19 protein-coding genes, 1 tRNA gene and 1 pseudogene are annotated in these 21,664 nt (G+C 56.2%); 10 read left to right on the forward strand and 11 right to left on the reverse strand.

Annotated elements, in window-relative coordinates:
* Nucleotides 1–108: 108 nt before the first annotated feature.
* The 4 genes from F8N96_RS02855 to F8N96_RS35670 form a co-directional block, all read right to left on the reverse strand.
* Nucleotides 109–390, reverse strand: a complete 282-nt coding sequence (locus F8N96_RS02855; RefSeq protein WP_047529711.1) for a peptidylprolyl isomerase — start codon at nucleotides 388–390, stop codon at nucleotides 109–111.
* Nucleotides 391–495: 105 nt separating this feature from the next.
* On the reverse strand, nucleotides 496–1,377 hold the full coding sequence (locus F8N96_RS02860; RefSeq protein WP_150796479.1) for a lipase family alpha/beta hydrolase: 882 nt from the start codon (nucleotides 1,375–1,377) through the stop codon (nucleotides 496–498).
* Between the two features lie 213 nt (nucleotides 1,378–1,590).
* Complete coding sequence (locus tag F8N96_RS02865; protein WP_150796480.1) at nucleotides 1,591–2,664, reverse strand: 3-deoxy-7-phosphoheptulonate synthase; 1,074 nt, start codon at nucleotides 2,662–2,664, stop codon at nucleotides 1,591–1,593.
* Nucleotides 2,665–3,000: 336 nt separating this feature from the next.
* Nucleotides 3,001–3,129, reverse strand: a complete 129-nt coding sequence (locus F8N96_RS35670; RefSeq protein WP_263596447.1) for a hypothetical protein — start codon at nucleotides 3,127–3,129, stop codon at nucleotides 3,001–3,003.
* A gap of 253 nt (nucleotides 3,130–3,382) precedes the next feature.
* Between F8N96_RS35670 and F8N96_RS02870 the strand changes: the two genes are divergently transcribed.
* The 5 genes from F8N96_RS02870 (at nucleotide 3,383) to F8N96_RS02890 (ending at nucleotide 7,153) form a co-directional block, all read left to right on the forward strand.
* On the forward strand, nucleotides 3,383–3,826 hold the full coding sequence (locus F8N96_RS02870; protein ID WP_150796481.1) for a GNAT family N-acetyltransferase: 444 nt from the start codon (nucleotides 3,383–3,385) through the stop codon (nucleotides 3,824–3,826).
* A gap of 127 nt (nucleotides 3,827–3,953) precedes the next feature.
* Nucleotides 3,954–4,595 (forward strand): UvrY/SirA/GacA family response regulator transcription factor, encoded by a 642-nt coding sequence (gene uvrY, locus F8N96_RS02875; protein ID WP_008015884.1) that lies wholly within the window; start codon nucleotides 3,954–3,956, stop codon nucleotides 4,593–4,595.
* Nucleotides 4,596–4,597: 2 nt separating this feature from the next.
* Entirely contained in the window at nucleotides 4,598–6,421 is a 1,824-nt protein-coding gene (gene uvrC, locus F8N96_RS02880) for an excinuclease ABC subunit UvrC (protein ID WP_150796482.1), read from the forward strand.
* A 32-nt stretch (nucleotides 6,422–6,453) separates the two neighbouring features.
* Nucleotides 6,454–7,014, forward strand: coding sequence for a CDP-diacylglycerol--glycerol-3-phosphate 3-phosphatidyltransferase (pgsA, locus tag F8N96_RS02885; protein WP_128872701.1), 561 nt, complete (start codon nucleotides 6,454–6,456; stop codon nucleotides 7,012–7,014).
* Between the two features lie 63 nt (nucleotides 7,015–7,077).
* Nucleotides 7,078–7,153 (forward strand) — tRNA-Gly (locus tag F8N96_RS02890).
* Between the two features lie 117 nt (nucleotides 7,154–7,270).
* Here the strand turns inward: F8N96_RS02890 and F8N96_RS02895 are convergent.
* From F8N96_RS02895 to F8N96_RS02920, 6 genes are all read right to left on the reverse strand, one after another.
* On the reverse strand, nucleotides 7,271–8,422 hold the full coding sequence (locus F8N96_RS02895; RefSeq protein ID WP_150796483.1) for an MFS transporter: 1,152 nt from the start codon (nucleotides 8,420–8,422) through the stop codon (nucleotides 7,271–7,273).
* A gap of 98 nt (nucleotides 8,423–8,520) precedes the next feature.
* Nucleotides 8,521–9,555: a GlxA family transcriptional regulator gene (locus F8N96_RS02900; RefSeq protein ID WP_150796484.1), complete on the reverse strand. Its 1,035-nt coding sequence runs from the start codon at nucleotides 9,553–9,555 to the stop codon at nucleotides 8,521–8,523.
* A 48-nt stretch (nucleotides 9,556–9,603) separates the two neighbouring features.
* Complete coding sequence (locus F8N96_RS02905) at nucleotides 9,604–10,953, reverse strand: MmgE/PrpD family protein (protein WP_150796485.1); 1,350 nt, start codon at nucleotides 10,951–10,953, stop codon at nucleotides 9,604–9,606.
* Between the two features lie 86 nt (nucleotides 10,954–11,039).
* On the reverse strand, nucleotides 11,040–12,083 hold the full coding sequence (gene proX / locus F8N96_RS02910; RefSeq protein ID WP_191630698.1) for a glycine betaine/L-proline ABC transporter substrate-binding protein ProX: 1,044 nt from the start codon (nucleotides 12,081–12,083) through the stop codon (nucleotides 11,040–11,042).
* Between the two features lie 67 nt (nucleotides 12,084–12,150).
* Entirely contained in the window at nucleotides 12,151–13,116 is a 966-nt protein-coding gene (gene proW, locus F8N96_RS02915; RefSeq protein WP_150796486.1) for a glycine betaine/L-proline ABC transporter permease ProW, read from the reverse strand.
* 48 nt (nucleotides 13,117–13,164) lie between these two features.
* Nucleotides 13,165–14,202, reverse strand: coding sequence for a quaternary amine ABC transporter ATP-binding protein (locus F8N96_RS02920; protein ID WP_150767315.1), 1,038 nt, complete (start codon nucleotides 14,200–14,202; stop codon nucleotides 13,165–13,167).
* A 448-nt stretch (nucleotides 14,203–14,650) separates the two neighbouring features.
* On the opposite strand from F8N96_RS02920, the gene F8N96_RS02925 reads away from it, so the two are divergent.
* A complete protein-coding gene (locus tag F8N96_RS02925) occupies nucleotides 14,651–15,604 on the forward strand; it encodes a LysR family transcriptional regulator (RefSeq protein WP_160386874.1) in 954 nt (317 codons plus the stop codon).
* Nucleotides 15,605–15,765: 161 nt separating this feature from the next.
* Here the strand turns inward: F8N96_RS02925 and F8N96_RS02930 are convergent, their stop codons facing one another.
* The gene (locus F8N96_RS02930; protein ID WP_150796487.1) at nucleotides 15,766–17,001 is read right to left on the reverse strand and encodes an aromatic ring-hydroxylating oxygenase subunit alpha; all 1,236 of its coding nucleotides are present in this window, start codon (nucleotides 16,999–17,001) and stop codon (nucleotides 15,766–15,768) included.
* A 679-nt stretch (nucleotides 17,002–17,680) separates the two neighbouring features.
* On the opposite strand from F8N96_RS02930, the pseudogene F8N96_RS35255 reads away from it, so the two are divergent.
* The 4 genes and pseudogenes from F8N96_RS35255 to F8N96_RS02945 all read left to right on the forward strand — a co-directional run.
* Nucleotides 17,681–17,844 (forward strand): annotated as a pseudogene (locus F8N96_RS35255) (GntR family transcriptional regulator); the annotation flags it as partial.
* Nucleotides 17,841–18,752, forward strand: coding sequence for a dihydrodipicolinate synthase family protein (locus F8N96_RS02935; RefSeq protein ID WP_123366508.1), 912 nt, complete (start codon nucleotides 17,841–17,843; stop codon nucleotides 18,750–18,752). The pseudogene F8N96_RS35255 and the gene F8N96_RS02935, both read left to right, overlap by 4 nt.
* A complete protein-coding gene (locus F8N96_RS02940) occupies nucleotides 18,745–20,262 on the forward strand; it encodes an aldehyde dehydrogenase (RefSeq protein ID WP_150796488.1) in 1,518 nt (505 codons plus the stop codon). The genes F8N96_RS02935 and F8N96_RS02940 overlap by 8 nt, the downstream gene beginning before the upstream one ends.
* A complete protein-coding gene (locus F8N96_RS02945) occupies nucleotides 20,259–21,605 on the forward strand; it encodes an NAD(P)/FAD-dependent oxidoreductase (RefSeq protein WP_150796489.1) in 1,347 nt (448 codons plus the stop codon). Before F8N96_RS02940 ends, F8N96_RS02945 begins: the two co-directional genes overlap by 4 nt.
* The last annotated feature ends 59 nt before the right edge of the window (nucleotides 21,606–21,664 follow it).

Below are 21,664 nucleotides of genomic sequence, written 5' to 3' on the forward strand. Positions count from 1 at the left end.
TAACCGCAATTTGTACGCTAGCGGCGCGCCCCCCGCCAGCCGTATCACATAACCGAAACACAACGGCCCGCCAAAAGGCGGGCCGTTATGGAGGAAACTGCGGATCGATCAGTCCTGACGACTGGTCACTTCCAGCAAGTGGTAACCGAACTGGGTCTTTACCGGGCCTTGTACCACGTTGATCGGTGCGCTGAAGACCACGGTGTCGAATTCCTTGACCATCTGGCCCGGACCGAACGAACCCAGGTCACCGCCCTGGCGGCTCGACGGGCAAGTGGAGTTGGCTTTGGCGATTTCGGCGAAATCAGCACCAGCCTCGATTTGCGCCTTGAGTTCGTTGCACTTGGCTTCGCTGGCAACGAGGATGTGACGGGCAGTGGCTTTAGCCATGGGAAATACTCCTTTCAATGTTCAGAAAAGTGGTGAGCCTACTGGATTCAGTGGCCAATTTCCTCCCAAAGTTCCCCCAGTGGCCGCCCGACAGCGGGGCATTGCTCACAGGCCGGCCTGTTTCAAGCGTTCGGCGTGCTCTACATAAAGCTCCACCGGGTCGATGCCTCTGCGGATCTGACCGGCCATCTGACTGATGCTGTCGAAGTGATCCAGCGGATAGTCGGAGCGGATCACGGTGCCCAGATGGGAGCTGTAGCGCCCGACCAGGCCGTCGTTCTGCCTGGCTTCGGTGGTGAAATAACGGGAAAAGCCCTGGCAAAACCCGTGCAGCGGGTCGAGTGCATTGAGCCCTTGATCGAGGAGGTTCCCTTGCAGCGTGCCGCTCCAGGAGTAGTAACGAACGCCGTTGACCAGTTCACGGCCGTTGCCGCCCCATGTGTGCGGCAGCCCTTGAGGGTATTTGTCATTGAATGTGCCCACGCCCTCGGTGGTCAGCGCATTCAGCGCCGCAACGGCGTCTTTTGGCAGCTGGCGGTTGCCACTGAGCAACGATATGAAGTCTGTGAACAAAGTCGCAACCGCCTCGGCGACTTGCTCTGACAGACGCCCGGGTGTCACGGCCTTGCGCAGGACATCGGCCAGCTCCGAGCCGTGGTTCGGTCCGCTGACGGAGGTTACCGACGCGACGGCCCCGGGTGCGATCGCCGCCGCATAACGCGCGGCCAGCGCGCCCTGGCTGTGGCCGATGAGGTTGACCTTGTGCGCGCCGGTACGTTCCAGCACCCGTTCGATCTGCGCCAGCAGCTGGTCACCGCGTACTTCGTTGCGATGGGTGGCCGACAGGTGTGGGACAAACACTCGGACGCCGGCGTTTCTGAGGGCTTGCTTGATGTCATGGAAGAGCTCGAACCGGCCGATGCGATCGAAACCGAAGAGCCCATGGACCAGCAGAATCGGGTAGAGAGTCGTTGCATTCCGTTGCATTGTTCATACCTTTTTCACAGGAGGTTGTGGGATGCTTGCGCCTCACTCTAAAGCACTCCAGCGCGGGTGCGATGTATGAAAAAGCCGCGGTAACCTGATGAAAACGGAATAGGGAAAGTACGAAAGCTCGAAGGGATATGAGGTATTTGTCGCACGGTCTGGACGGCCTTTCGCCGGAGGCAGTGCGCCTGCCTCCGGCGAGTCATTGGTCTGTCAGTCGCGCTGAGCCCGCAACCGGATCGCCGCCTGGCGCAACAAGTCTTCGGTCGCGGTCCAGCCCAGGCAGCCGTCGGTAACCGACACCCCGTACCGCAGCGATGGGCCCAACGCCTGGCAACCTTCGAACAGATGGCTCTCGATCATCATGCCGATCAGCGATCGATCACCTTGCAGGCGTTGCTCGAGCACGTCGTTGAAGACTGCCGGCTGCCGCAACGGGTCTTTGCCACTGTTGGCATGGCTGCAGTCGACCATGATCCGCGCCGGAATCTTCAGCCTGGTCAAATCGCTGTGTACCTGGGCGACGCTCTCGCGATCGTAGTTCGGACCGCGATGGCCGCCGCGCAGAACCAGGTGAGTGTCCTGATTGCCAGGGGTCTGGATGATTGCAGGATGCCCATGACTGTCGACACCGAAATGACGATGGGGATGGGCGGCCGAGCGCATGGCGTCGCTGGCTACGGCCACACCGCCATCGGTGCCGTTCTTGAAGCCGACCGGCATGCCCAGGCCGCTGGCCATTTCCCGGTGGATCTGCGATTCGGTGGTGCGGGCGCCGATCGCCACCCAGCTCAGCAGGTCGTCGAAGTAACCGGCGGCCATCGGTTGCAGCAGTTCGGTGGCAATCGGCAAGCCCAGCTGGAGCATGTCGCGCATCAGCTCGCGAGACAGGGTCAGGCCGCCTGCCATGTCGTCGCTGCCATCCAGGTGCGGATCGTACGCCAGGCCTTTCCAGCCGACTGTGGTGCGGGGTTTTTCGACATAGGCGCGCATCACCAGGAGCATGTCATCGCTGACTTCGGTGGCCAGGCGAGCAAGGTTAGTGGCGTATTCGAGGGCGGACCGGGGATCGTGAATCGAGCAAGGGCCGACGATGACCAGCAGGCGGGCGTCTTCGCCATCGAGGATCGCGCGAACCGCCTGGCGGTGGGCAGCGACTTGTCGGGTCAGGGCATTGGTCAGCGGTAATTGCTGCTTGAGTTGCAACGAGCCTGGCAGACGCAGGGTCAGCGCTTCATTGGCAGGGCTCAGGGTGGACAACGGCAGAGCGGAGACGGACGAGTTCATGTTCAGGCTTCCTGGGCAGGCGGCGGGTTCGGTCCCGCGCACTCGGCCCTACTGGGGTGTTCGACAATTGGCCGGATTGGCTGCGTGTGTGTGCTTGCCACCTGTGGGTGACCGATCGGAGGCGGCAGGCTGTCCCGAGCGGAGGCTGCTAAATCGCCAGGCGGTAAAACTGTCGTAACGGTAATAAGTGGCGTAGTTCATGTCTAAATCCTCGAGTTGTCAGGTGTGTCGCTAAAAATGTGCAGGGCTGAAAAAACAAAACCCCCGGTCGGGAAGCCGACCGGGGGTTGAGAATTCTCTGGTGGCGACCCGTTCAAAGTGGGCGCCGTGTGGGTATCAGGCGCGCCAGTGGCTAAACCAATACCCAAAATAAAAGCTGACCGAAGCACAGACGTCTTTCACCCGGACAGCCGCGACCGAGCGCGGGGCGCTGGCGGTCTGAAGCGGTGAGAGGGTGTCGAGCATGGTCTGTCTCCGATGAGTGCACCGAGCTTACTAGAGGCGGGCAGGCAGATTCAATCAGAAAATGCTATCGGTCGCCGATAGCGTTTTCTATCGCTTGAGTGCGTCGCAGGTTGTGACACACTTGACGCCTGGACCAACCCCATGTCAGCGAGTCGGCAGGACGCCGTGCAATCCTGGCGTCGGACCTGGTGGCCGTTGCCCGGTGCAATGCCAATGGCCCCAAGAGCAAAACAGTGGCGGTCGCGGAGGCTTGATGGCATTGGAATTACGCCCGGCGACGCTCCGGGACCTCGACTTCGCTCGAAAGCTGACCTGCGACAACATGCTGCGCTATTACCGTCAGCATAATCTGCTGTGGCTGGACGAAGGTTTCGATATCGGCTGGGCCGCACGCGAGAACTGGTTGATCGTGGAGGGCGAGACCGTGCTCGGTTACGTCAGCCTGAGTCGGGACGCCAGGGACCTGTACATCCGTGAATTGCACGTCCTCGAAGCGTTTCGAGGGCAGGGCGCCGGCGCCTGGGTGATTGATCGGGTGCTGGCGATGGCGTGCCGGGAACGTCGCCGGGCGTTGCGGCTGACAGTTTTTCAGAACAACCCCGCACGAGCTTTATATGAGAGAAAGGGGCTGGCAGTCGTTGGCACGGACGGGTGTTTCCTGAAGATGCAGCGCGAGATCGATGGGGCGCCTGGCTAAGACACGTATACGGCAAGCCTTTCAAGAACTATTGATACTTTTTATATAGCGCGTTCCGCTAGGTCTGCCAGTCGCTTTTTGCTAAGGTGTCGAGCAACCCAATAAGACCATATCGCGAGGTGTCTGCTTGATTAGGGTGCTAGTAGTCGATGACCATGATCTCGTTCGTACAGGCATTACACGAATGCTGGCTGACATCGATGGCCTGCAAGTGGTCGGCCAGGCTGAATCAGGTGAAGAATCCCTGCTCAAGGCGCGTGAGTTGAAACCCGATGTGGTGCTGATGGACGTCAAGATGCCGGGAATCGGCGGTCTCGAGGCCACGCGCAAATTATTGCGCAGTCACCCGGACATCAAGGTCGTCGCGGTCACCGTGTGCGAAGAGGACCCGTTTCCGACCAGGTTGTTGCAGGCCGGCGCCGCGGGTTACCTGACCAAGGGTGCCGGGTTGCCGGAAATGGTCCAGGCGATCCGCCTGGTGTTTGCCGGGCAACGCTACATCAGCCCGCAGATTGCCCAGCAACTGGCGATCAAGTCTTTCCAGCCGACCAACGATTCACCCTTCGATGCACTGTCGGAGCGCGAAATCCAGATCGCGTTGATGATTGTCGGCTGCCAGAAGGTCCAGATCATTTCCGACAAGCTGTGCCTGTCGCCAAAAACCGTGAATACCTACCGTTACCGCATTTTCGAAAAGCTTTCGATCAGCAGTGATGTCGAGTTGACGCTGTTGGCGGTTCGTCACGGCATGGTCGATGCCAGCCTCTGAAAATGACTGAAGCCTTTGATCCAGGCGCCTTTCTGTCGACGGTCAGTGGGCGCCCCGGTGTGTATCGCATGTTCGACAGCGATGCGCGCCTGCTCTACGTCGGCAAGGCCAAAAACCTCAAAAGTCGTCTGTCGAGCTACTTTCGCAAGTCCGGGCTCGCACCCAAGACCGCGGCCCTGGTGGCGCGTATCGCCCAGGTCGAAACGACGATCACGGCCAATGAAACCGAAGCCCTGTTGCTTGAGCAGACGCTGATCAAGGAGTGGCGTCCGCCCTACAACATCCTGCTGCGCGACGACAAATCCTACCCCTACGTCTTTCTCTCGGATGGCCAGTTCCCGCGCCTGAGCATCCATCGCGGTGCGAAGAAGGCCAAGGGCAAGTACTTCGGTCCTTATCCCAGTGCCGGCGCGATTCGCGAAAGCCTGAGTCTGCTGCAGAAGACCTTTTTCGTGCGCCAGTGCGAGGACAGCTATTACAAGAACCGCACGCGGCCGTGCCTGCAATACCAGATCAAACGCTGCAAGGCACCCTGCGTCGGCCTGGTGGAGCCCGAGGTATACGCCGAAGACGTGCGGCACTCGGTGATGTTCCTCGAGGGGCGCAGCAATGCGTTGACGGACGAATTGTCTGTCGCCATGGAGGAGGCGGCGATCAATCTCGAATTCGAGCGTGCCGCCGAGTTGCGCGACCAGATCTCGTTGCTGCGCCGGGTCCAGGATCAGCAGAGCATGGAAGGTGGCACGGGGGATGTCGACGTGATCGCGGCCTTCGTCAATCCGGGCGGTGCCTGCGTGCACTTGATCAGCGTGCGCGGCGGGCGGGTGTTGGGCAGCAAGAACTTCTTCCCGCAGGTGGGTATTGAAGAAGACGTGTCCGAAGTCATGGCGGCGTTTCTCGGACAATATTACGTCAGCAGCCCCGAACGCGACTTGCCGAGCGAACTGATCGTCAACGTGGTTCACGAAGACTTTCCGACCCTGATCGCGGCCATCGACAAGCTGCGCGGTCGCGAACTGACCATCAGTCACAGGGTTCGCGGAACCCGAGCGCGCTGGCAGCAATTGGCGGTTACCAACGCCGAGCAGGCCCTGGGCGCACGGCTGGCCAACCGGCAACATGTTGCAGCACGTTTCGATGCCTTGGCCGAAGTGCTGAACCTGGACGAGCCACCCCAGCGTCTGGAGTGTTACGACATCAGTCACTCCAGCGGTGAAGCGACCGTGGCCTCCTGCGTGGTGTTCGGCCCGGAAGGCCCGATCAAGTCCGACTACCGACGCTACAACATCGAAGGCGTCACCCCGGGCGATGACTACGCCGCGATGCACCAGGCCCTGACCCGACGCTTCAGCAAACTGAAGGACGGGGAGGGCAAGTTGCCGGACATCCTGTTGGTGGACGGCGGCAAGGGCCAGCTGTCCATGGCCCGGGACGTGCTCAATGAACTGGCGGTGCCCGACCTGATCCTGGTGGGCGTGGCCAAGGGCGCCACACGCAAGGCCGGCTTCGAAACTTTGTACCTGAATGATGCCGCCCACGAATTCACCTTGCGCGGCGATTCCCCCGCGCTGCATTTGATCCAGCAGATACGCGACGAAGCCCACCGTTTCGCAATCACCGGGCACCGTGCCCGTCGCGGCAAAACCCGCCGTACGTCTACGCTTGAAGGCGTCGCCGGCGTCGGCCCGACACGTCGGCGCGATTTGTTGAAACATTTTGGTGGATTGCAGGAGCTGTCTCGTGCCAGCATCGAAGAGATCGCCAAAGCCCCCGGGATCAGTAAAAAGCTCGCAGAGTTGATTTATGCAAATCTGCACAGCGAGTAGAATGCCACCTCACCTCGTAGCCAGTTGTGCCGATGAATATCCCTAATCTGATTACCGTTCTACGCGTCCTGCTCATTCCGATCTTTATTTTGCTGTTTTACCTGCCTTACCACTGGAGCTACCTGGCGTCCGCCTCGGTGTTCGCCTTTGCCGCCGCCACAGACTGGCTGGACGGGTACCTGGCCCGCCGCCTGGAACAAAGCACGCCTTTCGGGGCGTTCCTCGATCCGGTGGCCGACAAGCTGATGGTCGCCGTGGCGCTGGTGTTGTTGGTACAGGAACACGGCAACCTGTGGCTCACGCTGCCGGCCGCCGTGATCATCGGTCGCGAGATCGTGGTCTCGGCGCTACGCGAGTGGATGGCCGAACTCGGCGCCCGTGCCCACGTCGCGGTGTCGAACCTGGGCAAATGGAAAACCGCCGCGCAGATGCTGGCGCTGGTGATCCTGCTGGCCAACCCGTCGGACTTCACGTTCTGGGTCCTGTTCGGTTATGCCTTGCTGCTGGTCTCCGCCGGCCTGACGTTGTGGTCCATGATCCAGTACCTGCGGGCTGCCTGGCCGCATCTGAAGACCGATGCAGAAAAGAAATAAAACTTTTTTGAATCAAAGGCTTGACGGCGCTTCTGAAATCTATAGAATGCGCCACACCAAGACGCGGGAATAGCTCAGTTGGTAGAGCACGACCTTGCCAAGGTCGGGGTCGCGAGTTCGAGTCTCGTTTCCCGCTCCAAACATAGCGCTGCAGAGTTTCATTGAATTCTGTAGTGATTGAAATAAGGACCTTCGGGTCCTTTTTTCGTTCCAGTGGGAAGCCCGTTGCGCCTGCGGTCAGCGCTTCCATCGTGGGTTAATTCCGAAGTAACCGAGCTGTCGCACTGACAAAAACCAGCAGAACACTCACGCAGCCAAGAGCGAATGACAAGGTGCTCAGATGGGCGACCGCCCCGATAAATACGGGACCGATCAGAATCCCCGCGTAGCCCATCGAGATAACAGCGGGGATCGCTACCGCCTGTGGCATACGTTGCTGGCGGCCAACAGCAGTAAAGAGCACAGGGACAATGTTTGAGCATCCAGCACCGACCAGAGCGTAGCCAATCAAGGACGCGGCCCAGCCATCGATTCCAAGCGACACGATCATGCCTGCGGCTGCGCAGAGTCCGCCAAGCGCAACGACGCGCACGCCGCCCAGTTTGCTGACGATGGCATCTCCTGTCAGGCGGCCCACCGTCATCGCAGCAGCGAAGGATGCGTAGCCCAAACCGGCGATGCTCGGCTCTAACCCTCGGCTCGAGACAAGGAAAACCGCGCTCCAGTCGAGTATTGCGCCTTCAGTGAGGAAGACGATGAAACAGAGCGCCCCTAAAAACAGCACGATACCCCTGGGCACCGCGAACATGGGTCCACCCCGTTCAGTGCCATAAGTCAGCAAAGCAGGCGCTGCCTTGTAAAGCGCTCCCAAAACGGTGGCAACGATGCAGAGCGCAGCAATCAACGGATGCAGGCCCAAGGTCAGCAGAGCGGTCGTCGCCCCGGCGCCCAATATGCCTCCGACGCTGTAAAGGCCATGGAAGCCGGACTGAAGTGCCTGCCCGCTGTTTTTTTCGACGATGACGGACTGTATGTTCATGGCGCAATCAAGCATGCCCATGCTGGCGCCGAAGATAATGACGGCGATAACCAGACCCGGCAGCCACACCAAGGTGCTCAACAGCGGAAGAACGGCACACAAGACAATCGTCGACCAGATTACGACGGGGCGGCATCCATAGTGTGCAGTGAGATAACCAGCGAAGGGCATCGCCACGATAGATCCACCGCCCAGGCCAAGCAGCAGCAACCCCAGGCCACCATCGTCCAATCCTGCGCGTGCTTTAACCAATGGGACCAGAGGCGCCCATGCGGACATGAGCAAGCCCGCGATAAGGAAGGCGATGCGTGTAGACATCCGCTCGCTATGGTTAGCCGTGGGTACCAACACCGGCGATGGAGCATTCATAATTCTCGGTAATCCTTATCGATGATGCTAGCCATCGTTTACTCAGCTTAGAAGGTGCGGGTTTCGTATGTTTGTCGCGTGCCCGGGATTCGGAAAACTTAGCGCCTGCGCTCATACGTTGCTCTATAGCTGCTTGGCGCGACGCCAAAGAAGTCACGAAAGCGCATATGGAAGTTGGCGAAACTACAGAAGCCGGTCGCAATCGCGATATCGGTGATCGGCCGATTGCTCTGCAGAATAAGCTGCCGCGCTCGAGTCAAGCGCAGCTCAAGGTAGTAGCGTGTGGGCGTGGCACCCACGAAACGGCAAAAGCGACGCTCTAATTGTCGTCGGGAAATGTTCACACACTCAGCCAGTTCGTCGATCGATAACGGCTCTTCGATGTTCTTTTGCATCAGTTCTAAAGCGAGCTTCAGGGTTTGTGGCAAGGTGGGGTCAGTGTCAACGATGACAGTCGATATCCCGGAGACTTCAGCGGTTTGATCGCAACTGAGTATTTCCTCGACAGCGTGGGTCAGCGACACGCCTTGTTTAGCGGTTATGAGCTCCAGCATCATTCGTAACGAACTGCTGGCGCCGGCGCATGTGATACGGTTTCTATCTAATACGTGAGTCCGACAAGTGACCAGGACTTTGGGGAAAACATCCTCCATCATCGCTCGTCCATCGGGATGGAAGGCACACTCGACACCGTCCATAAGCTGAGCTTCCGCCAGGAAAAATGCACCGTTCCACAAACCGCCCATGGTCGAGCCAAGAGAGGCGACGTTACGTAGCTTGCGCCGTAGTAGTGGGTCGCTGATGAGCTTCACTCGTAAACCACCGGCGACGATGAGGACGTCGATACGATCCGGTAGTTGTGATAGCTCCAGGTCTGCTGAAATCGCAATTCCCAGATCGCTCATTACCAAACGGCCCTTGATGCCGACAGTCAACACCTCAAATGCCGGTGTCTCGCTAATCAGGTTGGCGGTCACCAGCGCATCGATAGCGCCGGTGAACGACATCATCGAGAAATTGTTCAAAAGCACGAAAGCTACACGAGTCACCGCCTGCGGCTTTATTGGTTTCTCCGCCGTATAGGAGTACCCCATGTTTTTGTCTTTGAGCACGCTCTCGAATACGAATGGCATAAAACCTCTTTGACACCTGAACGAATAGCTAAGAAACCGTTGCGGAATCTAGGCAGCGGTTTTTGGAGCGGACAGCAACAAATCAAAGAATGATTGGCAGTCATCACTACCAGGCAATGCTTCAACACTGTTCTTGATGGCATTGCTGAGTGTGGCTCCCAAGCTGTCATCAGCCAGTAAATGGAATTTGGTAGTGAGTTCGTCACTCGACATAGGGTTGCCAGGGTCGCCCTTGGCCGTCGCGGTTGGGCTCGTAAGACGCGTGCCGTCTTTCAGGGTCACCGTGACGCGGGACAGAATTTCCTCCGGGAACCTGGCGGACAGGTCAGGCGCCTCATGAAGAGTTATTTTCTCGCTGATACTTAAGATGTCTGGCGCATGAATGGAGTCCCCGGTGACCTCTTTAGGGCCCAGCTTCCCGCGAACGATCAAGGCAGCCAAGGGGAACGCTAGCGCATACTGGGCCTCGTCCGCATTCTTCGGGAAATGCCCCTGCAAGCACACAGACTCGTGGAAAGTTTCGACATCAATGGTCTCGATCAACTGCGCAGTGATGACTGGATGTGCTCGCATCAAATCGGTCATGGCCGTGAGTGCCGGTTGCGCCCAGCGACATACAGGCCACGGTTTGAAATATTGCTCGTCGATCTCCCAGCGGGCGCCGATGTCCTGCCAGAAAGTGGAAATCTCCAAAGGTTCAACGGTAGCGGCTGGAGCGCCAGTGACACCGAGCTGCGCCATCAGTAGTGCGTTCAGTCCGGCATACGCCCCGGCACCGTGGGCATCACGCAACATCGTCGGAAAGCTCACCAGGCGCATCATCGGGCACCTCGGGCCAAAGTATTCCGCGATACCCAGCGCATGACGGAACGTCGTTTCATCAAGCTTCAGCAGGCGGGCGCCAGCGCAAACCACCCCGATCCCGGAAAAGGCACCTGAGGCATGATATTCCGGGGCGGTGGCCATCAATGCCTGGCCCGCACGCAAGGCAGTCTCGTAGCCGATGCACAGTGCGCTGAGGAATTCTTCGCCGCTGATGTCTTTGCCCTGACTGCGATACGCGTCAACCAATGCAACAATGGCCGGGACAACGGTTGCACCCGCATGCCCCTTGGAGGTGAAGTGACCTTCATGTGCATCCAGGCTATCAACGCAGAAACCGCCTGCATACGCGGCGCCCAATGGATGTACGGCTCTGCCGTCGAACCAAAGGCGGCTGGACAGCTTGTTGGCAGAGTAGTGGGTGTCAGCGTAGGTTTTGAGCATCACGCTGGTTTGATTGTCACGAGCACCGGCGGCCACACCAATGATGTCGAGCAGGCAAGTTTTAACCAACTCGCGTGTATGCAGGGGGGCGTCCTTGAAACTGAAATTCTGGACGAATGAATACAACTGCATTTCATGATTCCTGAATGATGAAGCAGAAACGGATGAAAAAGTTGCCCAGGGAAGGGCAACCTTTTATGCAGATTTAAATGAAGGGACTAATTTTTTGCGGTCGATGTATTAGCCGCGGCGCGTGCGTCTGCCAGCCAGCTGTCGTATTCCGCGCGATGGGCCGCGATCCATTCCTTGGCGTGACGAGTAATGTCAGCTGCACTTTTTTCACCATTGTGCATTTTGAGATTTTGCGCGCTTTCATCGTCGGTAGTGATCTGCATTTCAGACAGGAACTTCACGGCAGCCGGATTTTTCTCGGCGAACTCTTTGTTGATTACCGCTTTGACACTGTCTACGGCGAAACCAAGGTTTTTACCATTAAAGGTAGTGTTGACATCGTTTTTGCCACCTGGAAGATCCGTACGCGGCACGGTTAGCCAGACAACATCTTTGCCTTCGACCAGAACACCGGAGATCCACTGAGGCACCCAGGTGTAATAGAGAATCGGCTTGCCTTGTTTATAACGAGCAATGGTGTCAGCCATCAAGGCAAAGTAGGAGCCCTGGTTGTTTGTGACGGTTTTTTCCAGGCCATAGGCTTTCATATGGTGGGCAATGATCAGCTCACAGCCCCAACCGGGGTTGCAACCTGTCAAGTCGGCTTTACCGTCGCCATTACTGTCGAACAGCTTGGCAATTTCTGGCTTTTTCAAATCATCGATATTGGTGATGTGGTACTCATCAGCCGTTTTCTTATCGATCATGTAGCCCTGCAACACACCCGGCATAATGTCGCCGGTTTTCACCATCGTCTCATCGCCGCCGGCCTTCTGGTAGAAAGATTTGTGCAGCTCCTCCCACAGATGTACCGAGAAATCAGCGTCACCATTGGAAATCGCTACCATCATAGTGGAGTACTCGGTTTCCTTGGGTGTCTCAACGTCGTAGCCCAATTCCTTCAGACCCGCCATTGCAATCTCTCCGCGAAATCGCTCTTCGGCGATTGACGGGAAAATGGGAGTGATTGATACCCCTTTTCCGGGCAACTGTGCCGTAGCGGCCGATGCAAAAACAGGTGAAACCGCTAGTACTAGAAGCGCCACAGAATGAATGAATTTCTGTTTTATGCCGACTGTTGTGAAGTTCATTATCGTTTACCTTGGCTTGGTTAATATGTTGGCAGTTCTTTTGGTTCCTGACGCGCGGCTAGGCGGGTTAACTTTCTTTGGGACTAACTTCTATTTTTGTAACAGTGTTTTTTCTCTTCAGGCGATAAATGACGCCGGCCGGGCCTGTCTGGTACCAGCGCTCACCTTTGGTTGCCCTGTTACTGCGTTCGCCCATTGCCTGGGTCAGGCGGTCGAGGAAAATCGCCAGCAATACCAGCCCCAATCCACTGACGGTTGCCAAGCCCATATCAAGGCGGCCAATCCCGCGAAGTACCATCATCCCCAACCCGCCAACCGAAATCATTGACGCGATCACCACCATGGAAAGCGACAACATTAATGCCTGATTCAGACCCGCCATGATTGTCGGTGCGGCCAAAGGAAGTTGAACCCGCCTCAGCATCTGGCGTGGGGTGCATCCAAAAGCCCGGGCCGCCTCAACCTTGTCTTCCGGTACCTGGCGAATTCCCAGATTGGTGAGCCTGACCAGTGGTGCTACCGAAAAGATAATCGTGACCAGTACACCCGGTACGTTTCCGATACCAAACAGCATCACGACGGGTACCAGATAAACAAATGCAGGCAGTGTTTGCATGGCGTCGAGTACCGGACGCAGAAGCATCTCCAGTCGGTCACTACGGGCACACAGGACACCCAGCGGTATGCCAATAACTGCGCAGAAAAACAGTGAAGTGAGCACCAGGGCGAGGGTAATCATGGCGTCATTCCACACGCCGATCACACCTAATAGAGTGAGAGTAACGAAGCAAAGGATACCTATTTTTCTCCCTCCTACCTGCCAGCCAAAGAGCGTCGCGATGATAATGAATATTGATGGAGGAATAGCCAGCAATCCGTACTGAATACCATTAAGTACCTGGTCGATAGGCCATCTTATCGAGCGAAATATCTCGCGGAAATTATGGACCATATAATTCAGGGCAACTTCCACCCATTGGCCCAAAGGGACGTTGATGGATTGAAACGGGTCTAGAAAACTGAATTCGTTCATGCTAATCACCTGAATGTCCGAACCTGGCAAGCCAGCAAATAGAGACTATTAGTGTCGGCTCATTGTCTGAAGCAGTAGGCTCTTGGAGATCGTGCCTTTGAACACACCCTGGCGATCCAGCACGGCAACTGGATTAACGGCATCAGCAACGATGTGAAAGACGTCCTGCAGGAGAACATCGTCGCGCAGCGTAGGAGTTGATTGATCCATGGCGTACGGATGCTCTGCGCAAATTTTGGCAACATCACCAGCCTTGAGGATCTTCGAGGCATCAAAGCCTTTGAAGAAAGCTCTGACGTAATCGTTCGCGGGGTTGCAAAGCAGCTCTTGCGGAGTACCTATCTGTACTACCCGGCCACCCTCCATGATCGCAATGCGGTGGCCGATGCGAATCGCCTCGTCAATGTCATGGGAGATGAAGATGATGGTGCGATGCTGTTCTGCCTGCAGGCGGATCAGTTCGCCCTGCATTTCGTGGCGAATCAACGGGTCGAGTGCCGAGAAGGCTTCGTCCATCAGCAAGATGGCTGGGTCATTGGCCAGCGCTCGGGCCAGGCCTACCCGCTGTTGCATACCGCCGGACAGTTGGTGCGGATAGCTGTAGGCGTGGCCATCGAGCCCCACCTGCTTGAGTGCTTCGATTGCACGTTTATGCCGTTCACTTTCCTCGACGCCCGAGATCTCCAGGCCGAAAGCAACGTTGTCGATCACACTCATGTGGGGCATCAGGGCAAACGACTGAAACACCATGCTCATGTCTTTGCGACGAACGCTCAGGAGATCAGCATCCGACAGACCGGTGATTTCATGGCCGTTAAGATGGATGGTTCCGGAGGTTGGCTCGATCAATCGATTGAACAACCGGACCATCGTCGACTTCCCGGAACCGGAAAGCCCCATGATGACGAAAATCTCTCCACGTTTTACGGAGAAACTGGCATCAAAAACGCCAACGACTTGACCGGTTTTGCTGAAAATTTCACTTTTATCAGCACCGCGAGCCAGCATCTCCATCGCAAGCTTTGGCTGAGTACCAAAGACTTTGTAAATGTTTTTTACCGAGAGTATCTCGTCACCAAGACTCATAACCCCTCCTGCTGCAATTACGACGTAAGATCAAGAATTCAGGTGTACGTGTCTTGATCAGTTAAGACGGTGCTTGTGGGGGCAGTCAAACTGGGAAAAAGGTTGGGAATTAGTCATTTTGACCATCCTCTTTATTATGTGATGTTTATTATTTTTGTTTTATCGGCGCTGAATTCAGCAGTACCTTGAGAGCCAAGTTATTACCTAAAAGAGTCAGCGTCTAACAACATTTCCTCCAGCCAATCAATAACGTCATGTTATCAATCATTTAGTTATGTCAATTTGCGACTGCGGCAGTGCCGATTGCGAAGACGACTGCCGCTGGACCTGTCTTAGACCCATCGTTTCAGCTACGCTGCAGCGTAGGCTCTAGGTGAAACCCTCCTGCCGATCTCGTCCCTAACGGCCCTCCAAGGGGCCCCGAACCGGATATTCAATACTCTAGGTTATGGTTAAGCACATCGATCCAGACATGACGCTGCTGAAAATGCCGTCTCTGAAAGCCGTGAAGTCATTCGTAGCAGCCGCCAAATATCAGAGCTTTACGCGTGCGGCAGAAGCACTGTGCGTTACTCAAGCGGCAATCAGCCGTCAGATTCGGGAGCTTGAGGCGTACCTTGGGGTAGATCTCTTCAAAAGGGTAGGTCGAGCGGTGGAGTTAACGGAAGCCGGATCCATATTTTTTGATGCGGCACAGATATCTTTCGTCAACATTTCCCAGGCTGCGGAACGCATTCGCACCAACAATGCAGGCAAGCGCACGTTGACGCTTTGCTGTTCTCCCGCGTTTTCAGCCCTCTGGCTCGCAGCGAAACTGCCGGGGTTTTTTACCAAGAACGCAGACATCGACCTCAATCTGGTGACCACTCAAAACTTTTTGTCGATGGAGCCGGGTGTTACTCCAGACATCTTCATCACCAAAATGGCCAGGATTCAGGATGGCTACCGCAGTTATCCGTTGTTTCATGACGTCATCTACCCGGTGTGCACACCTCGTTACAAAGAGGAGCACCCTGAGCTGTCCAGCCTGGAAGGATTACGCGACGGTGTTTTGCTAAACCTCAGCCCCTATGGCAGATCCCAGGTAGCGGAGCACGTTGACTGGGGCGTTTGGCTGGCTTATCACGATGTTGATATCGAGAAACGCCCCCACGACAGCCCTCACGTTTTCAACGCGAACGACTACAACCTGGTAATCAGCATGGTGTTGACACATCAGGGCGTAGCCCTCGGATGGAATCACCTGGTTGCAAACCTGATCGAAAACGGCACGCTGATTCGGCCGATCGAAGAAGAAGTCGTTCTCCATGAAAGTCAGCACTATCTTACATTTCGTGAAGACCGGATCAATGACGACGCCTGTTGCCGGCTCCGCGACTGGATTCTCGCCCAGTTTTCCTGAGCGTTTAGAAGAAAGGACCACGGGCAGTGGCTGAGCAGTCACTTGGGTTGCGGGGAGGGGAGTAGGACGGACGCCCACGGCTAACGGGTACTTCTTCAGGGAGAACTGAAAGGTGTGCCGGTGGTGATCATTCGTGGTTCTCACCACCGGCAGTGACGCACTTAGCCGACAGATCTTAACGGGATCGTGTCATTGAGCTGCTCAAGCATCGTTTTGCAGTACCAATCATCGAACTGACACACGCCAATTTCGCTGGCCACCGATAACGGACCTGGCTCGTAAGCAGGAGAGCTGACGCCGACCTGTGCGCCTTCAACCAAGGTGCGGTCCTGGTCATTGGTTGCCAGCCAAACCTTGGTGAGGCGGTCAATGTCGTAGTCGACACCCTCCTGCGCGTCCTTCTTGACAATCCATTTCGTAGTGACCAGTGTCTCGCCCGGACCGATCGGCAGAACGCGGAAGCTCAGTGCGTGATCACCCAAAAAGTGGTTCCAGGTTGATGGGTAGTTGAAATACAGCAGCGCACCGATGTTGGCTTCACCGGTTGTGTCCAACCGGCCAGCGACCGCAGGCTTGCCATCCATGGTGTAGCTGACGGCCCCGGAAAACAGGGGGATGCGCGTCATTCGGAAACGACCTTCATCATCCATGACCAATCGGCTAGGCAGACCTGCCGCCTCGCAGCGATCCCAGTGCTCTTTGAGTTCGAGATCTTCATCGCCGCCGGCGCCGCCCACTGATGGGTTGTCCACGAATGAGTGCATCAATTCCGGGTGAGTGCAGTCGCAGTGGTAGCACTCACGGTTGTTCTCGAAAACCAGTTTCCAGTTGCCTTTCTCGATGATGTTCGACTCAAACGCGACTTTGCAGTCGTCCAGGTTATGAGGCGCAACGAAAGGGGTGACGGATTTTCTGAACGAAGAAAAGTCTGGGGCGACGTCAGCAACACACACATAAATGTATGTTTCGACGACCTCACAATGCACGGATTTCAACCCATGCTGAGACTTGTCGAAATCGTCCCCCATGTTCCCGGCGAACAGCAGGCGGCCATCCAGTTCGAATGTCCATTTGTGGTAAGGGCACACCAGCTTGGCGACCTTGCCGCTTGCTTCCGGGCACACCTTGGAACCGCGATGACGGCAGGAGTTGTGGAAGGCCCGAATCTGTTTGTCTGCGCCACGGACGACCGCGACGGGGTAGTCGCCGACTTGCAGCGACAGGTACTGACCCGACTTCTCCAGCTCAAATGTGTGCCCTGCGAAGATCCAGCTTTTGTGCCAGATCTGTTCCAGATCCTGCCTGTAAACATCTGGGTCGCTATAGAGGGCACCTGGCAGCGCATGGTCAGGCTTGCGCTGCGCAATAAGATTTGAAACTGCCGATTTAGTGCTCACGGTCAACACACTCCAAAATACCAAGGGGGCGACACGTTCAGCCTGCTCTGCGAGGCGAGGCCAAACGGTCTTGAGTTCGCAGTACCGTCTGTGGATGCAAGCCCATCAAACCGTGCTGCTTCTATCCGCGAACCGGAACGGTTTGCCACGTCCGGGAAGCGCCTTACGAAAAAAATGTGCCTTCTTGGATGGTGGTGCCATCCGTGCACTCATTTCGTTCGAATCCTTACTGATGCAGACAATTCTGTAATGCCGATGTTTGCATCAATAGCAATATTTTCTACAGCTCCTTATTCGAGCTCGGGCAAACGGATTCTAACTAATGGGACGAGTGTACGAGAAGTCTTCGTCGCCAATTCGTCGGTAGATTATCGCTGTTGTAAGGCTACGACGGTAATCATGCACCAACAAGAAACTTTTACGCTGATCAATGCATAAACAAATGTTATCGATTGAAGCTATGACCTCAGTGGCTATCTTTTAAGTCATTGAATATCAAGGAGAAAATATTTTCTGCGGTGCTCGATTTTTCGATCTGAGAACGTATACGCCAGAAATACACGCTATTGACCGCCTTCTTGGCCCATGCCAGTCTGGATTCAACAGTTAACCGTGTTAGTCGGTAAAACAACCTCTGGAGGTCATTTGTGAAAGGCAGCAAAAGTGCTCTTTACGAAGACTTGAAGCCATTGAACAGCGTGATGAAAGTGCCGTAGTTGATCTCGTGTTTGAGCATTGGGAACTGTCCCGTGAAAACAGGGAGATTTTTATCGCGCCTCAAGGCATCAAGCTGACGCGCTCGTTGATCTTCCACCTAACTCGCATTCGGAGCATTTATCTTGAAATTTGAAGGTATTTATACGCCAGCAGTAACTCCTTATAACTCTGATGGGGAGATTGACTGGAATGTGTACTCGGAAGTTTTGGAGTCGCTGATTGAAGCGAAGGTGCACGGCATTATTATCGGCGGGTCGACCGGCGAGTATTATGCGCAGACTTCGGAAGAACGCACCGAGTTGGCAGCCTACGCCAAAGATGTGATCGGCACTCGGGTGCAACTGATCGTCAGTACCGGGGCGATTCGTACCGAAGATGCGGTTCAGTACGCCAAGGATGCCAAATCGATCAAAGCGGACGCTATTCTCGTCACGTCCCCACCTTACGCGCTGCCAACCTCACAGGAAAACGCGATTCACGCGCTCACTATCGATCGCGCAGCGGACTTGCCGATCATGCTTTACAACTATCCGGGGCGCATGTGCGTTTCGATGGATGAAGAATATTTCACGCGTGTCAGCCAATCGAAAAACGTCGTCGCCATCAAGGAAAGTTCCGGCGACATGGGCCAGGTGCATATGCTGGCCCGGCAGTTCCCCAACATCGCCTTGTCCTGCGGATGGGACGACCAGGCCCTCGAATTTTTTGCCTGGGGCGCCCGCAGTTGGGTGTGCGCAGGTTCCAACTTCCTGCCCAAGGAACACGTTGCGCTTTATGAAGCCTGCGTGATCGAAAAGAACTTCGATAAAGGCCGTCAAATCATGTCGGCAATGATGCCGCTGATGAATGCCCTGGACGGCGGCAAGTTCGTGCAGTCGATCAAGTACGGCTGCGAAGTTGCCGGATTGAAAGTCGGTAACGTGCGCCTGCCGTTGCAGCCACTTGAAGCGGACGAAAAGCAGAGTTTCGCGTCGGTCATTACCGAACTCAAACGTAACGTAGCCAACATTTCTTCGGGAGTCAGCCATGGGTGATCTTCTGAGCAAGGCCGAATATGCCGCTCTGGCCAAAGACATTTCGTTGCCATCCAAGGCGTTCATCAATGGCGCGTTTAAACCCGCGAACTCGGGCAAAACCTTTGCCACGAACAACCCGGCAACGGGTGAGTTTTTGACAGACGTCGCTGCCTGTTCGTCCGAGGATGTCGACTTTGCGGTGAGTAACGCCAAAGAGGCCTTCGAGGATGGACGCTGGAGATCGATTTCTCCCAGGGAGCGCAAAGCTGTTCTGTTGAAGTTTGCAAACCTGCTTGAAAGCCATCAACACGAACTGGCAGTCCTCGAGAGCCTCGATAGCGGCAAACCGGTCAGTGAATGTCAATTGGTCGACATCCCGGATACCATCCACACGATCCGCTGGCACGCAGAATTGATTGACAAGATTTATGACAACACCGCCCCGGTGGGCAGCGACGCGCTGACCATGGTGGTCCGGGAGCCGATCGGCGTGGTGGGCTGCGTATTGCCCTGGAACTTCCCGCTGTTGATGCTGGCCTGGAAAATCGGCCCGGCGCTCGCTGCGGGCTGTTCGGTCATCGTCAAGCCTGCCGAACAAACCTCGCTGACCACGTTGCGTGTCGCGCAGCTGGCGTTTGAAGCCGGTATTCCCGCTGGTGTACTCAACATTGTGACCGGCACGGGCAAAGAGGTCGGTGAGCCGATCGGTTTGCATAACGATGTCGACATGGTGAGCTTCACCGGCTCCACCGCGACCGGCCGCCGCTTCCTGCATTACGCCGCCGATTCGAACCTGAAACGCATCGTCCTTGAGTGTGGCGGAAAAAATCCGGCCGTGGTGATGGACGATGCCCAAGACCTGGATCTCGTCGCTCAGCATGTCGTCAATGGCGCGTTCTGGAACATGGGCGAAAACTGCTCCGCAACTTCTCGTCTGATCGTCCATGCGTCGGTTAAAGACGAGCTGCTGGAGCGCATGGGCGCCTACATCCGCGAATGGAAGATGGGGGACCCACTCGATCCGCAGAACCGCGTAGGGTCGCTGGTCAGCCCAGAGCATTTCGCCAAAGTGAAGTCGTACCTTGAGCACGCCGCTGCCGGAAAGCTTGAAGTGGTTTACGGTGGCGCGACCAAAGACGGTGCCTTTGTAGAGCCAACGGTGATAGATGGTGTCGGTCGAGACAACCGTCTGTTTCAGGAAGAGATCTTCGGCCCGATTCTGTCGGTCACCACCTTCAATACGATCTGCGAAGCGATTGCCCTGGCCAATGACACGGTCTATGGCCTGGCCGCCTCGGTGTACACCGCCAGCCTGCGCCGGGCGATCAGGTTGTCGCGGGAAATTCGTGCGGGCATCGTCACCGTGAACTGCTTTGGTGAGGGCGATGCGTCGACGCCATTCGGCGGCTACAAAGAGTCGGGCTTCGGCGGTCGGGACAAATCCATTTTTGCCCATGACCAGTACACCGAAATCAAGACCATCTGGATCGATGTGTCCGATCGGTCGGATGAAGAGACCGAAAAATGAGCACCCATACCATCAAGCGCCTGCCGGTAGACACCGGGGTTTCAGGTTGGGAGGCGATTTCCGCACGCACTGCGCCTGTCCGCATGATTGATGGAAACGTGACGGCGGACTGGCTGATTATCGGGGCCGGTTTTGCCGGCCTGTCCGCCGCACGCAGACTTTCACAGCTGCACCCGGGTGACAGCATTGTTGTGGTCGACGCTCATGAAGTCGCCAAGGGCCCGGCGGGCAGAAACTCTGGCTTCATGATCGATGTGCCGCACAGTTTGTCGTCCGGGGAATACTCGGTGGCGAGTGAGTCTGCAACGGCGCTGGAAATCACGCAAAATCGTTTTGCCATTGCTTTTGCCGCCGACGCCGCACGCGAGTACGGCATGTCCCCAGATACCTTCGACCCTTCCGGGAAGATCAACGCGGCCGCCACTGAGCGGGGATTGAAGCTGAACGTCAATTACGCTCAATCCCTTGAACGCATTGGCGAGAAGTTCAAGATGTTTGATGCCGCGCAAATGCGCGAAATCACCGGGTCCACCTATTACCACGGTGGGATCTACACTCCCGGCGCGGTGATGATTCAACCCGCGCAATACATTAGAGACCTGGCAGCAGGGCTCGAAGGGAAAATCACGCTGTTTGAACGCTCTCCCATTATTGAATTGACGAAGCAGGGAAGTGGTTGGAGCGCTCGCTCTCATAACGGGACGGTGCACGCACCCAAGGTCATTCTGGGGGTTAACGGGCACATTGAAGACTTTGGCCATTATCAAGGACGCCTGTTGCACGTCTTCACTTACGCCTCCATGACGGCAGCTTACAGCGATGATGCATTCAGGAAAGAGGTGCCGGGCAAAGCCAGGTGGGCTTTGTTGCCGGCGGATCCAATGGGTGCGACCGTTCGCAAGATCTCTTCAGACGGTCTCTCGCGTATTGTCATTCGGACAAAGTTCACCTATGACCCGAGTATCCAGGTCACCCCAGAGCGGGTAGCTGCTGTGGCTAAGGAACAGCGACATTCCCTGGATGCGCGCTTTCCCGAGTTGAAATCCACTGCGTTGGAATTCAGTTGGGCCGGCCGTCTGTGTTTGAGTCGTAACAACGCCGCTGCATTTGGCGAGATCGAAGAAAACCTGTATTCGGCTTGCTGCGAAAATGGGTTGGGAACGGTCAAGAGCACCCTGGCAGGTGTCATGGCGGCGGAATTGGCTTCGGGTATACGTTCTGATTTTCTGGACAGTTTCAGTCACGCGCCAGGACCCAGCAGGCTACCCCCCAAGATAATAACGAAGCTGGGCGTCAGTTCGGTCATTCGTTGGCATGAGTTTTGGGCCGGGCGAGAAGGTTAGTAAGTTAAGTTGTCGGCTTTTCCTATAAAGGCCGTTTAATAAGTCACTAATAAGAACGG

The sequence above is a fragment of the Pseudomonas fluorescens genome, from assembly GCF_902497855.1.
Classification (GTDB): domain Bacteria; phylum Pseudomonadota; class Gammaproteobacteria; order Pseudomonadales; family Pseudomonadaceae; genus Aquipseudomonas; species Aquipseudomonas fluorescens_BI.